We start from the raw sequence: 15,514 nt of genomic DNA on the forward strand, positions 1-15,514 counted from the left end.
TTTGGATAGCTGCAAGCGGAGAGAGATATTTTGATACGATGAAATAAAGGAGGATGACGCTAATAATACTTGTAAAAATAACAATCACAGTTTGTATAAATGCAATTTTATAAACTGGAGCTTCTATTTGTTCTATTGGCTCTCCAACGCAAGCAGTATAAATTCCAGAAACTTTTGCACACACAGCAAATCTTTCACTATTATCTTTTGGTCTAGTATACTCAAAAGGTTCAAAATCTTTCTTGGTTTTTGCAAGATTTGCAATTGCACTAATATCATAACCTTGTTGTAAAAGAGCTTTGTCTGTAGAAACAAATACTTTATTTTCTTCATCAAATACAAAAGTTCTACCTGGTAAATTTTCAAATTCAGCTTGCAAATCTGCTGCAAGAACATCTACGGCCAAAACTCCTATAAATTTACCATCTTTATAAAGTGGAATAGAATATGTAAAGCAAGGTAAATTTGTAGTTACATCAATATAAGATGGGGTGATATAAAGTTTATTTGTTTTAACTGCTTCTATATAATATTCTCTTGTTCTAGCATCATAATTATCAGCTTTTCCATAAGTTCCAAAATCTAAATTTTTAGCATCAGAGTCTGGATCACTTACAACAAGTTCGCCATTTGGTTGAGCAATATAAACTGCTAAGAATCTTCCAGCATCTCTAAAATTCTTTAAATCTTTTCCAACATAATGCATTAAAGCATCTTGACTATCTAACTGTTCTACAGGATGCTTTAAAATACTTTTAGCCAAACTTTCAAGAGTTAAAGAATTTCTTGCCTTAAAAGACTCCATAGAATTTTTAGCCGTTTTAACATAATTTATTTCAGCATTCACAACTTCATGAAAAATTGCTTGCTTTACAAATATAAATGTTACAACACCTAAAATTATCAAACACACTACTGCGATTAAATTTGCAATCAGTGAAACCTTCAATTTTACGCTTTTCATAATTTAAGCGCTCCTTTCTAATATTATTTTATAGGGATATCTACATAAAGTTTTATAATTATAAATTAAAAAATTTAAATTTTTACTTAAATTTAAAAGTTATAAAAAATTAATTTAATATTTATTAAATTAATTTATATTTATTATTTTTATTTAAAGTAATATCGCTTCGAAAATTCTATGTATTAAGCTTAATATCGTTATAATTTAGAAAAATTTATATCGAAGGAAATATTTTGAAAAAAATTATATTATTTATCTTATCTTTAGGGATATTTTATACTTTCACACAAGCTAAAAACTTCGAACAAGATCAAAATAACAATAGCAATTTAGTTAGTGTCAGTATAGCACCTCAAGCATTTTTTGTTAAAAAAATAGCTGCAAATACTCTAGATGTCAATGTTATTTTGCCCTCAAATAGCAATGAGCATAATTTTGAATTTAAACCAAGTGCTATGAAAAAACTTGAAAAAAGTGATATTTATTTCACCATAGGCTTAGAATTTGAAAAAGTTTTTACGGATAAATTTAAACAAAATTTTCCAAAACTTCAAGTTGTAAATATGCAAAAAAACATAGCTTTGATTCAAACTCATGATACACACGAACACTCTCATGAGCATGAACACCACGAACATGAGCATTTTGATCCTCATACTTGGCTAGATCCTATTTTGGTCCAAACTATGGCTTTAAATATTTATGACACCTTGATTCAAAAATATCCACAAAATAAAAATTTATATAAACAAAATTTAGATAAATTTTTAGCAGAATTAGATAGTTTAAATTTACAAATTGCCTCAAAATTAGAAAAATTAAAAAATAGAGAATTTGTAGTTTATCATCCTTCTTGGACATATTTTGCAAAACGCTATAATCTTATACAAATTCCTGTAGAAATTTTAGGCAAGGAGCCAAAAAGCAAAGATTTGCAAAAACTTATCACTCTAATGAAAGATAAAAATTTAAAAGTCATTTTTGTTCAAAATGGTTTCCCTGAAAATGCAGCAAAAACACTTGCTAAAGAATGTGATGCAAAAATTTACAAAATAGATCATTTATCTTATGATTGGGAAAATGAGCTTTTAAAAACTGCTGATGCCTTTTCTCATAATTTATAATCAGGTTTTTTGATGCTTTTTTTTGAAATTTCTAATCTAAACTACGCTTATGATAATGAAATCATCTTAAAAAACATCAATCTTAGCTATGACAATAAAGATTTTCTCTCTATCATAGGTCCAAATGGTGCAGGAAAATCAACACTCGTAAAACTTATCTTAGGACTTTTAAAATCCAAAAATAAAATCCATTTCAAAGCTCTTCAAAGAAAAGAAATAGGCTATGTTCCTCAACACACTCTAGCCAATCCTAATTTTTGTCCAAGAGTACTTGAAATCGTTCTTATGGGACTTGTAAGTAAAAAAATTTTTGGTTTTTATGGGAAAAAAGATAAAGAAAAAGCAATGCAAGCTTTAAAAAGCGTAGGGATGGAAAAATTTTGTAACAAAACAATTGATTCTCTAAGCGGAGGACAAAGACAACGTGTTTTTATTGCAAGAGCCTTAGCTAGTGAATGTAAGATGCTTATTTTAGATGAACCTACCGCAAGCGTTGATAACAAATCTGCTATACAAATTTTTGAACTTCTAAGCTCCTTGCACCAAAAAGGTATGGGAATTTTACTCATTTGTCACGATATCAACCTTGTATTAGCTTATAGCGATAAAATTGCACATTTAAATAAAGAACTTTTCTTGCATACCAACACTAAAGAAAAAGAAAAAAGTTCATTTTTAAAACATTTATACGAAAACCACTCTCATTTTTGTGATGTAGAAATGAGTTTAAATACTTGTTTTTGCGATGAAGAAAATTGCGATAGTAAAAAACTATGCGAACAAGAATTTACAAGAAGAAATTTGAAAAAAACAGAATTTAAAAAAGAAAATTTTTGTTTAAAATTTTCAAAGGAAAATAATGCTTGAAATTTTAAATTTCACCTTTTTTCAAAACGCTTTATTAGGAGCGATTTTAGTCAGTATAACTTGTGGGATCATAGGCACTTTGGTGATGATAAATCGCCTTTTTTCTATGGCTGGAGGTATAACACATGGGGCTTTTGGTGGTATAGGTATAGCTTTTTATTTCTCTTTACCTATTTTATTAAGCACGGGAATATTTACTTTATTTTTGGCTTTTTTAGTAGCTTTTTTAGCTAAACACTATGAACACAGAAGCGATAGTATTATCGCTGTAATTTGGGCTTTTGGAATGGCTGTTGGGATTATTTTAATCGATTTAAGCCCTAATTATAACACAGATTTAATGGCTTATCTTTTTGGGAGCATTTTGGCTGTAGGAACGCAAGATTTATGGCTTATGGCTTTGGTTGATAGCGTGGTAGTACTTTTGATCTTTTTATTTTATAGACAATTTGAAGCATTAAGCTTTGATGCGGAATTTGCAAAAGTTCGTGGTATCAATACAAGTTTTTTTCATTATCTTTTAATCGCCCTTATGGCTTTATGTATAGTTATTTCTATACGCCTTGTAGGGCTTATTTTGGTTATGGCTTTACTTAGTATCCCAAGCTTTATTGCTGAAAATTTCACTAAAAGACTTGGCTTTATCATGATTTTGGCAAGTTTTTTAAGTATGATTTTTTGTGTTTTAGGACTTATACTTAGCTATTATCTTAATCTCTCAAGCGGTGCTTGCATCATAGCTGTAGCTTGTTTTGGTTTTTTAGTGCATTTGATAGGAAAATTTTTAAAAAGGTAAAGGTGCGAATAACACTTGCACTTTTATATCTTTTTGCCCTTGTTCTTTAAAATACAAATGTTCGCTTGCCTTAAAAACAAAAAATTTTTCTGCGATTTTTCTTTGTAAATCTTGAGTTTTTTCACATAAAGGATACACAAGTTTAATATCATAAATTTTAAATTTGCAAGCATAAGCAAACATTTGATACAAATCGCTTTGTGCTATACCCTGTTTTTTCTCATCTTCACTATCATTTGGAATTTTCCATTTGGTATCTAGGATCGTTTTATTTTCTATATATAAATCAGGCTTTAACATGAAACAATTTTCATCATTTTTTGAGATTAAATACTTTCCATTGTTTTGAACTTTAATATCTTGAGTTGGATTTACTTTTTTTAGCATATAAGCTACATAATCTTCAAAAATTTTCTCCATAGGAAAAAGCAAAGCAAAAGCTTCATTTTTACCATGATAAGGCATAAAACTTTCATTTTTTAAGAAAATTTTACACCACAAAAGCAAGTTTTCATAATAATCAAAATGTCTTGAAATTTTATAACTAAAATCTTTTTCATAATTTTTAGAAAATTCTACCTCATCAAGCATTTGCATGGCTTTTATAAGTCTAAATTTATTCAAACTTGTTTTGGATTTTAAAAAATTTAGCGTTGATTTTATCAAACGATTGGGTGCTATATCTAAAACAAACTCATCATTGCTTGTAAAAAATCTTTCTTTGTGTATCAAATTTTGCTTGATATGTTCGTTAAATAGTAATTTTCCCTTCAAAAAAACCCTATTTTCTTCGCAACTTAGATAAGATCTCATCAAGCCTTTTTTATGCACGCTATCAAATTCATCTAAAAACATAGTGATAAACACTTCAAATAAAGGAATTTTAGAACTTTGCAAAGATGAAATTTGCGATTTTTTAAAGGGGGAGTTTTTTAAGGTTTTTAGCATATTTATCAAAAGATTTTTAGGATTAAATTTAAAATCTTTTTCATAAAAATCATTATTTTTAGAAATATTGTCTAATTCATAGTATCTTTTTAGTTTTTCTTTATCGTGATTTGAAGAGCTATCTTCTTTTTTATAGCTATCTAAATTCGTGCATTTTGGCAAGATCTCCAAAACCCCACTTTTAGTCTGTATAATGCCGACATAATTTTTAGCTTTTAAGGTATTTTTATTTTTAAAGCCTAGAAGATTTTCATTATTTTTTGCAAAATCTTCTAGCTCTTTATAAAACCCTTCGGCCTTTTCTTTGAAAATTTCTTTTAAATCTTCTTTAGAAAAAGCTTGGTGTTCGATGATGGAAAAAGTGCTATTCATTTTCGTTTTTTAATTTATTTGCTATTTCATCATTATAAATTGCTTGATATATTTCTATTTTATCCCAAATTTTATCATCAAATGAAGCAATATTATAAATATTTCTCTCGCTATTAACACTATCTAGATTTTTTATTTTTTGAAGATATTTATCATCTTTTTTATCTTCAAAAATCATACCATTATCATTTAAAACCGCATTAATCAAAGCATAATCATTATAAAAATACTCTTGCAAAAGCGGGATAATTTTGTTTTGAAAAATACTTTTTAAATCATTTAAATTTTCAACACTTACAAAAAATGCATGACCTATGGTTTTTTCTCTATCTAGTAAATATTCTATACGAGTGTTTATAGCTTTTAATAATTCTTGTAAATTAATACCTTCGCAATCCATAGATAATTTGCTCACATCAGGCATCATCTCAATAAATTCAAATCTTCTTCGCAAAGCTGTATCAAGAGAAGTTATGCTTCTATCGGCTGTATTCATAGTGCCTATGATATAAACATTTTTAGGCACTCCAAATTCTTTTTTACTATAAGGCAATTTTACTTTTAACTCTTCTTTTGCGCCTATCCTTTTGCTAGGCTCTATCAAGGTTATAAGCTCACCAAAAATCTTACTCACATTACCACGATTGATTTCATCTATAACAAATACAAAAGAAAAATTGATATATTTATAATAAAAATAATCCAAAATAATCTTATAATTCTTTATAATATTATCACCGCTATCAATTTTCGACCTTATATATCCTTCTATTTCAGTATCAGATAAATTACCATAAGACAAACCAATCTGCTCTATCATATCCCTGATATAATTAATATGGATTTTTAAATTTCCAGTAATTAAATTATTTGGTTCTTCAAATTTATATTCTTTATTTTTATATATTATTGATTTTTTTTCTCTACAATGATTTAAAAAATTATCCTTAATCTGAACAAAGTTAAATTTCTGTTTTGTATCAAGAGCTCTCTCGCAAAATTCTTTAAAAATTCCATCTTTTATTTCGTATTCTATTTCTTTATAATTTTCTTTGCTATCTATACGAGGCTTTATACCTTCTACAAATTCTTCATATCCATAGCTTTGATGAAAAGTAGTAAAAACTATTTGTCCCTTTCTTACATACTCATCAAATTTTGCTTTTTTCTCATCTCTACTTTCTAAATTTTCGCCAAAAATTTCCAAAGCTTTATCTATAGTGTAATAAGTTTTTCCTGTACCCGGAGACCCATAAAGAATTTGATTTAAAGGTAGATTTTGGTTTTCACTTGGTGTTTTTTCATTTTCAAAATATTGTTCTTTGTAAATTCTTTCATTTTCACTTTGCTTAATTACACTAAGATTTGAGCTGCTTAATATATCTTCAAATAATGGTTTAGCATAACTTGACTCATCTTCATTTTTACCTAAAACACTATATTCCAAAAATCTATTCGAAGAGTATTTTCTAATATTATTAATACTAGCAATAATTTCTATCTTTTGATTTTTTATTTCTACTTTAAATTCTTTCTCACCGCCTCTTGTTTTCAAATACTTAACCATATCTTTTGAAACATAATTTTTATAGGCATTAACATATTTTACAAATTCCAAATAATGAGATTTAATACAAGCATGTGGGCAGCCTTTTCCGCTCTTAATATCATATTCTTGCAATAGCCCATTTTTCAATTCAAATAACAAATTTATTAAAACTTCCATAGAATTTATTTGAAATATATCAAAATCATCTCTATTAACAATATTTAATCTTTTGCATTCTTTAACTATATCTTTTGTGGCTTTGATATATTGATTAACAATCTTTAATCTTTTTTCCAAAAATATTCTAAAAATTTTTTCGTTTGAGTTTTCTATTTGTGCTTGTATTTTATTTTCATTTGAAAAGCGAAATTCAACAATATTCATACTATTTTCCCCTTAATCCACAACTGCAAAAAATTTACAATTTTTATAATATCTATAAAATCTTTCCCCATTTTTATTCATAGTTCTTAAATAGGTAAAAACGGGTGAAGTCCATTTATAGCCTTGACTCTTTGTATGAAATTCATCTATTAACTTATCATCTTGATAAACATACACACTCATACCGCCATTTTTTACAACTGCTTCTTTAAATTCATCTTCATCTTTTGGAAAATAATAATACACATTACCATTTTGATCTGCCTTACTTATTTTCCAATCACATTTATTTTCTAACATTGCATGCCTTTTGATTTTTTGTTTTTATTTTAATTATATAAAAAAAATCTAAATTTTTACCATTGTATGAAGGTTCTAGCTTTTTTTATATCATTAAAATTTATAGTAGTTTTTTCTTTATTTTCTAAATTTTCTAAAGTGATATTTTCATCATCTACAGCAATGATTTTTGCTTCGATTTTTTCTTTTTCATTGGTTGTGATCTTCACAAGTTCACCTATACTTTTAGCAAAGTGTTCTATCTTACTCAGTTTTCTTTCAAGTCCTGGTGAAGATACTTCTAAAAAATACTCCCCATTTACAGGTGGCTCTACATCAAAAATAGGCGATAAAATTTCACTAAGCCTTGCACAATCATCAAGATTTACCCCACCTTCTTTTTGTACATAAATTCGATAAATTTTTCTACCATTTTCACTTACTAGCTCATCATCATAAAAGCTAAGTTCTGCTTCTTTGCAAAGGGCTTCAAGATTCATTTTTGTCCTTTTTTATTTTTTCAAAAAGTGCATCCATATGGTTTTGATACTCAAGTCTATCATCAAATTTAAAATGAAAATTCGGACACCTATACCAACCCTGCTCACTCATGCAGTAATTTTGCAAAGCTCTACTTGCCTTTTTTAAAGAAGATAAAATTTTTTCTTGCTCATGAACATTAAAAAACATCTTATCAAGATACACAAAAGCATCATATCTACCCTTTTTACATTCCACATCAACCACACAAAGATTTTTCAAATTTTCATCATCTAAATTTGCTAAAGCTTCAGGGATCAGCTCTTTTAAGATACTTTCAGTGCGTAGTTTTTTAATCTCACTTGGGTTCATAGACTTGCTTGTTCCTGTACTTCTTTATAGCTTTCTATATAATCACCCACTCTCATATCATCACACCCTTCTATACCTACGCCACACTCATAGCCTTTTGCCACTTCTTTAGCATCATCTTTAAAGCGTTTAAGCGAGCTTACATTTCCTTCATAAACCACAACTCCATCACGGATAAGGCGAATTTTGGCTCCACGGTTAATCACCCCTTCAGTTACCATACAACCTGCGATTTGTCCGATTTTTGGTACATTGATCACTTGTCTAATCTCTGCTTGTCCTAATTGCTCTTCAGAAATAATCGGACTCATCATACCACCAAGCAAAGCTTTTACATCATCAAGTAGATTATAAATCACATTATAAGTTTTAATTTCTACACCTTTATCTTTAGCACGCTCTTTAACTTCCCCTGTTGGGCGTATGTTAAAACCTAGTACTATAGAATTTTCACTCGCACTTGCAAGCTCTATATCACTTTGCGTGATTCCTCCTACCCCGCTATGAATGATATTCACTTTAATCTCATCATTTCTAAGTTTTTCTAAACTTGCTTTTAAAGCTTCTAAAGATCCTTGCACATCAGCTTTTAAAATAACAGGTAAGGCTTTTAGATTACCTTCTTTAATCTTAGCTCCAAGCTCATCAATGCTAACTTTAGTAGATTTACTAAGTTCTTTTTGGCGATTGTATTCGTGGCGTTTATTAGCGTATTCTCTTGCTTCTTTATCGGTTTTTACTGCGATTAAAATTTCACCTGCATCTGCTACTTCACTAAGTCCTACGATAACCCCACATTCACCTGGTTTGATTTCTTTTAAAGCTTTACCTTGATCATCGCTCATCGCACGCACTTTTCCATAAGCCTCGCCTGCAACCACAGTACTTCCTACAGTAAGTGTTCCATTTTGCACGATAATAGTAGCTACCGCACCACGCCCTTTTTGCACAGAACTTTCTATAATGCTTGCTTTGGCAAAACTTTTTGGATTGGCTTTAAGTTCTAAAATATCAGCTTGTAAAAGCACGATCTCAAGTAAATCTTCAATCCCCATTCCTGTTTTAGCCGAAACTCCTACAAATTCATAAGATCCGCCCCATTCTACTGGCATAATTTCCATTTCTGCGAGTTGAGTTTTTACCATATCAGGATTTGCCGCTTCTTTATCCATTTTGTTAATAGCGATAATAATAGGCACACCTGCTGCTTTAGCATGATTTATCGCTTCTTTGGTTTGTGGTTTTACCCCATCATCTGCGGCTACAACGATGATTACAATATCAGTGATACTTGCACCCCTTGCACGCATAGCAGTAAAAGCTTCGTGACCTGGAGTATCGATAAAAGTAATTTTACGCCCGTTTTTTTCTACCATATAAGCACCCACGTGTTGGGTAATACCCCCTGCTTCTCCACTTGCAACGCGTGATTTTCTGATATAATCTAACAAAGAAGTTTTACCATGATCAACATGCCCCATGATGGTAATCACAGGTGCTCTAGTCACTAAATCTTTTTCATCAGTCTCTTCTTCATAGTCTTTTACATAATCAAACTCATCAGCCTCGTTAATGATATTGATCTCTATACCAAATTCAGCAGCCAAAATTTCAATCGCATCTTCATCTAAGAAATCATTTTTTGTTGTCATCATTCCAAGCATGAAAAGTTTTGAAATCACTTCACTAGTGCTTTTTCCTATCTTATCTGCGAATTCATACACACGAATTTCTTTAGAAATAGAAACACTACTTACTTCTTCTACTTCCTTTTTTTCAATCTTTTTAGGTGGTTTTTTGCGACTTCTTCTTTGAATTCCACCTTCAAGCCCAAAACCCGCAGAATTTCCAACAGCTTGTCTTATAAAATTAGGTTGTTTTTTATTGATATTTTGTGGTTTTTCTTGTTCTTTTACACTAAAATCAGGTAACACTACCTCATCTTCATCATCTAAAGAAATATCACCAAAATCATGTTCATCTAAAAAATTCATTTTTTCGGTACTTTCTTTTTTACTCGCAGCAATAGATTTTTTTTCTTTTTTCTTTTTCTTTAAACTCTCATCAGCATTTGAAAACATAGTTTTTAAACTTAAGCGCTCTTCATTATTGATAGATATATCATTTGAATTTTTTACTTCTTCTTTTTTAACTTGAATTTCTTCTTCGTCTTTTTTCTTTTTAACAATGACAAGTCCGCGTCTTTTGGCTAAAGTTGCACTAGCAAGGCTTTGTGGCTTATGAGTATCAATAATTTCTTGTTTTTCTTCCTCTTTTGCATTTTCTTTTTCAACTTTTAATTCTTCTTTTTTAACTTCTTGTTTAAGCTTTTCTTCTTTTTTAGTTTCTTTTTTTTCAGATTCATTTAGCTTTTCTTGTTCTTTTATATTTTCTTTTTTAGGCTTTTTTGCCGTAGGAGTTTTGATATTTTTCTTAAAAGCTTCTGGAATTTCTCTTGTTTGTATATACTCATAAATAGCTGCTGCGATCTCAGGCTCTACAGCATTTGATGCTGTTTTAATTCCAAGTCCTAATTCATTTGCCTTTTCAATAATTTCCTTACTATCATAACCTAATTCTTTTGCGATTTCATGAATTCTAATCTTTGCCATTTAAAAATATCTCCTTAAGTCCTTGCTGAGTAATTTTAGTATTTAAATTTTTACATATTTTAGAAAATGCTTTTTGTAAGATTTTATCTTCTTTCTCAATACAATTTTGACATAAATATCCGCTTCTTCCATGTTCTGCTTTAGGCACAATATCTCCTAAAACAACTTTAAATCTAAATAACATATTTTGCTCAAAGCGGTTTTTACACACTATGCACATTCTAATTGGTATATGTTTTTTCAAAATTATATCTTTTTTTTATATTTTTTAGCAAATTTCAAAGCCATTATCATCAAATTCTAAATATTGCACACGAAAATCTTTAAATTTTGTTTGCATTTTCTTTGCTAAAGCTAAAGCATCATCTTTAAAAGCTAAAGAAAAAAAGCTCGATCCCGAACCTGAAAGTGTGCTCATTAAAGCTTTATTTTCTAAGGCAAATTTTTGCACTTTAAAAAGCTCGGGTAAGTTTTTCATACGATTGATTTCATGGAGTTTATCTTGACTTGCAAATTTTAAAAATTCATATTTTTTCTCCAAAAAACAAGCGGTTAAAAATGAAGCATGGGAAAGGTTGAAAACCGCATCATTAAAACTTAAATTTTTGGCCAAAGCTTGGCGTGATTGTTCTGTGCTCATTGCCAAATTTGGGATCACAACCACAGCAGCTAAATCTTTATCAATCTCTTTTTTGATACTATAAACTTTATTTTTTTCAACCAAAGAACACACAAAACCACCAAGAGTAGCTGGAGCGATATTATCTGGATGGTTTTCGTAAATTAAAGCTTCATCTAAAATACGTTCTTTTTCTACCTTAAATCCACTCATATAATAAGCACTGGCAATAGCTCCAACAATCACAGCTGAAGAGCTTCCTAACCCTCTTGAAAGAGGAATGTTATTTTGAAAAATAAAACGAAAATTATCTTTTTTTCCGCTTAGTTTTTCATAAATTTCATAAAAAATATTTACAAATATATTGTTTTTTTTAAGAAAAATATTATCACTGCCCTCACCTCCAATACTAATGCTAAAAACACCTGATTTTTGAATTTGAGTTTCATTAAAAAGCTTTAAACTAAGTCCTAAACAATCAAAACCTGGCCCTAAATTCGCACTCGTAGCGGGAACTAAAATTTTCAAATTTCATCCTAAATTGCATCTAAAAAATAAAAGGGAAGATTATCATTATTTAGTTTAAGCTCTTGTAAATTTTTTGGTAAAAAAAACTCTGCTGGGATATTTTGCTCTAAACAAATTTCACCTTCCTTATATACAAAACAAAAATTTTTATTTGCACTTATGGGTTTATAGCCATTTAATTCAAAAGCACTCACCGCAAATAAAGGAATATTTTTTACTATACTTAAAGTACTCAAACTTACATAAGAAATTTTAATCCCCATATAAGAACCTGGACCATTAGCATAAATTAAACTTGTAAAATCATATTCTTTAAGCAATTCATCTAAAATTTTTGGTAAAAATTCGCTTGCTTTTTCTTCACTTTTATAAGTTTTTATAAGTTCATCATCTTGATAAATTCCGATCATTAAAGGCTTAGATAAAGCATTAAGCAAAAGAGAGGTTTTTATGCAAATACCTTTTCATAAGCTTTTTGGGTTGTTTTTTCAAGGCTTACAATTTCATAAGCATCTTTATCTTTTAAAACTTCTTTAGTAAGCAAATGATTTAAATGATGACTCCCAGCATATGAAGTATAATCTCCAAAAACACGATATCCAAGTAAAGTTAAATCTCCAATTGCATCTAAAATTTTATGTCTTACAAACTCATCTTTGAAACGCAAACCCTCAGGATTTAAAATACGATTTTCATCTACCACTATAGTATTTTCTAAACTTCCACCTAGTGCTAAATTCATACTCCTAAGAGCTTGAACATCTTTTAAAAAACCAAAAGTTCTAGCCCTTGCTATGTTTTCTATATAATTTTTTTTGCTAAATTCAAAATTGTAACTTTGTTCACCTATAACAGCATTGTCAAATTTAATTGTGTAATTAATACGGGGTTCTTTAGTAGGAGTTAAACGCACAAATTTATTACCATCTCTTACTTCTATAGGCTTTTTAATTACCATAATTTTTTTAGGCGCATCAAGTTCTTTTACCCCTGCTTCATCAAGCATCATACAAAAACTAATACTTGATCCATCCATAACAGGAGCTTCATTTGCATTTAAAACTATGCGTACATTATCGATTCCATAAGCATTAATCGCACTCATTAAATGCTCTATTGTAGAAATAAATCCACGATCATCTCCTAAAACAGTTGCCATTTGAGTATTGATCACATTTTCAGGACTTGCCTTATAGCTTGCATTAAGATCGCTTCTAAAAAATACTATACCACTATTTGCTTCTAAAGGCTCTAAAGTAATTTCTATAGGTTCACCCTTATGAAGTCCTATACCTACGCCTTTGACAGTTTTTGCTAAAGTTAATTGTTTCATTAATTTTTTCCTAAAATTATCTTTTTACCATCATTTAAAACATTGTAAATATTATTTTCTATCCATTTTTTATCTTGCCATTGTTCAGGACGCGTTTCAACTCCTTGAACCAAAACTCCAAAATGCAAATGATCGCCTAAGGCTAACCCACTTGTTCCTGTTTTGCCTATAATACTTTGTTTATTAATCATTTCATCTAAATCAACATTTTTAGAAGAACAGTGCCCGTAAAGACTATAAACACCAAAACCATGATAAACAATTAAATTTAAACCGTAAATCCCATTTTCAGCAGCAAAAACAACCTTGCCCGCGTTATTACTTATGATAGGAGCTTGTGCTACGCTTGCTAGATCAAGCCCCATATGATAAGAATCACTCACAAATTGCCCATTATAAGAATAATACCTATGATCAGCAAAATCCGCTACTTTCATACCATTTTTAAGAGGTAAAAATAAATTCAAATCAAAATTATCAATTTTTTCCTCAGGTACTTTTGAAGTGATTTCATGGATAAGTTTTTCATTACTATTTCTTAAAGTTTCATTGACAAACTTAAATTTTTCATAACGATTGAAATTATTATCTTTTGGAGCGTATTGATTTGCTAAATTCTCAATCTTTCCATCTAAAAATTTATCCGTTAGATTGATATTTGAAACACGATATTTACGATTAACAAAATAATACCTTATACGTTCTTTTGAAATATTTCCCGCTTTATCCGTAGCGATAACAAATGCACGAAATTCCTCATCTCTTGCATCCCAAGCAATTAAAGCTGCATAATACCCTTGTTTTATATAAGGCGTAGCTTTAAAAATTTTACCTTTATTTGTCTCTATATATACCTTATCTAAATTAGCATCATCAGCCTTGAAAACAACAGCCCCAGCACCGCCTTGCTCGATTTGGTAAGAATTGCTTATGATATTGATTTTTGGAGCCGTATTATCTACTAATACCGCAATTTGTTTTCTTGCTTCATTACCACTAAAAAAATTCCAAAAACTAGAATCTTTAGCTATCACCTCCAAAACAAAAGATTTTACATTTTCTTTGTAACCAAATTTTGGCAAAGCAACTTGTAAGGTAATATCTTTTAAATTAGAAATCTTTTCATCTGCTATAACCATTGCACTAGTATTGTCGTCTTTATGCAATATAATTTGTACATTTTTGATAGAACTTTCATCATCTTTAACATGCACTAAAATAGGTTTTTTAAGATCAGTATATACAACATCTGGCATTAAAATTTGAGGAGGATTTTTTTCAAAAATACTTAATCTTGAAATAAAAAAAATCAAAATTGCTATTAAAACTAAAATTAAAACAGATAAATAAGTTTTGCCTTTTCTTTTTGCCATAACCTTCCTTAAAAATTTTCGATGTTTTTGTTGTTTTTAGTATAAATTCTATTATATTTTCAGTAAATATCTAGCAAATTTATAAAATTTCTCTTAGAGTATTAGCCTGTTTCATCCATTCTCTTAATTCATCGTTTTTATCTAATTGTATCATTTGTTTACATCTCTCTAATTCTTGTTGAAAAAAATCAATAGAACTTAATAAGTTATCTTTATTTTGTAAAAAAATACTTTCCCACATTTGTGGTGATGATTTGGCAATTCTGCTCATACCTTTAAAAGATCCTCCAGCCAAATGAACAATATTTCTTTTATCCTCTTCTTTCATTACAAAATTAGCCAAAGAAAAACTTATAACATGAGGCAAATGAGAAATAATAGCAGCATGATGATCATGGGCTTTACTATCCATAAAAACAATTTTCATCCCTAAATGAGAAAAAATTTCTACTGCTCTTTTTTGATGCAAATCATCAGCTATTTCACTATCGCAAAGAACACAAACTGCATCTTTATAAAGCTCTTTAAAAGCCGCTTTTGGACCTGAATTTTCAGTTCCTGTCATAGGATGAGCAAAAAGAGTTTGTTTGATTAAATTCTTAGGCAAACTTTCTATAATTTTTCTTTTTGTACTTCCAAGCTCTATAATTGTTACATTAGAAGGCAAATCAACTAACTTTTGCAAAATTTCTATAATAGCATTAACAGGAGTTGCGACAAAAATCATATCACATAAAGCTAAATCTTTAAATTCTATAAGCTCATGAATAAGACCTAATCGCAGGGCATCTTTTTCATTTTCTTTACTTAAATCCATACCATAAACACAAGAAATAAGCTTATTTTCTTTCAAACAAAGCCCTAAAGATCCACCCATAAGCCCAAGCCCTATAATTGCTATTTTCATACTT

The 15,514-nt window shown here is 29.4% G+C and carries 16 protein-coding genes; 3 read left to right on the forward strand and 13 right to left on the reverse strand.

Features of this window, described 5'->3' with window-relative positions; all coding sequences use genetic code 11:
• Positions 1–964 (reverse strand): cache domain-containing protein (locus tag AJ887_RS07600; protein WP_214283775.1); only part of this gene is annotated, 964 nt, incomplete at its 3' end.
• 236 nt (positions 965–1,200) lie between these two features.
• Here AJ887_RS07600 and AJ887_RS07605 point away from each other — a divergent pair.
• The 3 genes from AJ887_RS07605 to AJ887_RS07615 are packed head-to-tail and all read left to right on the forward strand — an operon-like array spanning position 1,201 to position 3,754.
• Positions 1,201–2,091, forward strand: coding sequence for a metal ABC transporter solute-binding protein, Zn/Mn family (locus AJ887_RS07605; protein ID WP_070240308.1), 891 nt, complete (start codon positions 1,201–1,203; stop codon positions 2,089–2,091).
• Between the two features lie 12 nt (positions 2,092–2,103).
• A complete protein-coding gene (locus AJ887_RS07610; protein WP_070240306.1) occupies positions 2,104–2,958 on the forward strand; it encodes an ABC transporter ATP-binding protein in 855 nt (284 codons plus the stop codon).
• On the forward strand, positions 2,951–3,754 hold the full coding sequence (locus tag AJ887_RS07615) for a metal ABC transporter permease (RefSeq protein WP_070240304.1): 804 nt from the start codon (positions 2,951–2,953) through the stop codon (positions 3,752–3,754). Before AJ887_RS07610 ends, AJ887_RS07615 begins: the two co-directional genes overlap by 8 nt.
• Here the strand turns inward: AJ887_RS07615 and AJ887_RS07620 are convergent.
• The 12 genes from AJ887_RS07620 to AJ887_RS07675 all read right to left on the reverse strand — a co-directional run bounded on the left by AJ887_RS07620 (position 3,743) and on the right by AJ887_RS07675 (position 15,510).
• Positions 3,743–5,074, reverse strand: coding sequence for an McrC family protein (locus tag AJ887_RS07620; protein ID WP_070240302.1), 1,332 nt, complete (start codon positions 5,072–5,074; stop codon positions 3,743–3,745). The genes AJ887_RS07615 and AJ887_RS07620 overlap by 12 nt on opposite strands.
• Positions 5,067–7,007 carry an McrB family protein gene (locus AJ887_RS07625; protein WP_070240300.1) on the reverse strand — a complete coding sequence of 647 codons (1,941 nt, stop codon included), beginning with the start codon at positions 7,005–7,007 and terminating at the stop codon, positions 5,067–5,069. The genes AJ887_RS07620 and AJ887_RS07625 overlap by 8 nt, the downstream gene beginning before the upstream one ends.
• Before the next feature lie 12 nt (positions 7,008–7,019).
• Complete coding sequence (locus AJ887_RS07630) at positions 7,020–7,307, reverse strand: hypothetical protein (RefSeq protein WP_070240297.1); 288 nt, start codon at positions 7,305–7,307, stop codon at positions 7,020–7,022.
• 56 nt (positions 7,308–7,363) lie between these two features.
• On the reverse strand, positions 7,364–7,786 hold the full coding sequence (gene rimP / locus AJ887_RS07635) for a ribosome maturation factor RimP (protein WP_002859355.1): 423 nt from the start codon (positions 7,784–7,786) through the stop codon (positions 7,364–7,366).
• The gene (gene rbfA / locus AJ887_RS07640) at positions 7,776–8,138 is read right to left on the reverse strand and encodes a 30S ribosome-binding factor RbfA (RefSeq protein ID WP_002778650.1); all 363 of its coding nucleotides are present in this window, start codon (positions 8,136–8,138) and stop codon (positions 7,776–7,778) included. Before rbfA ends, rimP begins: the two co-directional genes overlap by 11 nt.
• On the reverse strand, positions 8,135–10,750 hold the full coding sequence (gene infB, locus AJ887_RS07645; RefSeq protein WP_070240295.1) for a translation initiation factor IF-2: 2,616 nt from the start codon (positions 10,748–10,750) through the stop codon (positions 8,135–8,137). The genes rbfA and infB overlap by 4 nt, the downstream gene beginning before the upstream one ends.
• Positions 10,737–10,994 (reverse strand): DUF448 domain-containing protein, encoded by a 258-nt coding sequence (locus AJ887_RS07650; protein ID WP_002870410.1) that lies wholly within the window; start codon positions 10,992–10,994, stop codon positions 10,737–10,739. The genes infB and AJ887_RS07650 overlap by 14 nt, the downstream gene beginning before the upstream one ends.
• A gap of 24 nt (positions 10,995–11,018) precedes the next feature.
• Complete coding sequence (gene thrB, locus AJ887_RS07655; protein ID WP_002870409.1) at positions 11,019–11,897, reverse strand: homoserine kinase; 879 nt, start codon at positions 11,895–11,897, stop codon at positions 11,019–11,021.
• A gap of 8 nt (positions 11,898–11,905) precedes the next feature.
• Positions 11,906–12,307 (reverse strand): tRNA threonylcarbamoyladenosine biosynthesis protein TsaB, encoded by a 402-nt coding sequence (locus AJ887_RS07660; protein WP_032599159.1) that lies wholly within the window; start codon positions 12,305–12,307, stop codon positions 11,906–11,908.
• 38 nt (positions 12,308–12,345) lie between these two features.
• Complete coding sequence (gene lpxC, locus AJ887_RS07665) at positions 12,346–13,230, reverse strand: UDP-3-O-acyl-N-acetylglucosamine deacetylase (RefSeq protein WP_002859351.1); 885 nt, start codon at positions 13,228–13,230, stop codon at positions 12,346–12,348.
• The gene (locus AJ887_RS07670; protein ID WP_052858945.1) at positions 13,230–14,603 is read right to left on the reverse strand and encodes a M23 family metallopeptidase; all 1,374 of its coding nucleotides are present in this window, start codon (positions 14,601–14,603) and stop codon (positions 13,230–13,232) included. Before AJ887_RS07670 ends, lpxC begins: the two co-directional genes overlap by 1 nt.
• A 79-nt stretch (positions 14,604–14,682) precedes the next feature.
• Positions 14,683–15,510, reverse strand: coding sequence for a prephenate dehydrogenase (locus tag AJ887_RS07675; protein WP_002860956.1), 828 nt, complete (start codon positions 15,508–15,510; stop codon positions 14,683–14,685).
• Positions 15,511–15,514 lie beyond the last annotated feature (4 nt).

The organism is Campylobacter sp. BCW_6466 (assembly GCF_001762835.1).
Lineage (GTDB): Bacteria > Campylobacterota > Campylobacteria > Campylobacterales > Campylobacteraceae > Campylobacter_D > Campylobacter_D jejuni.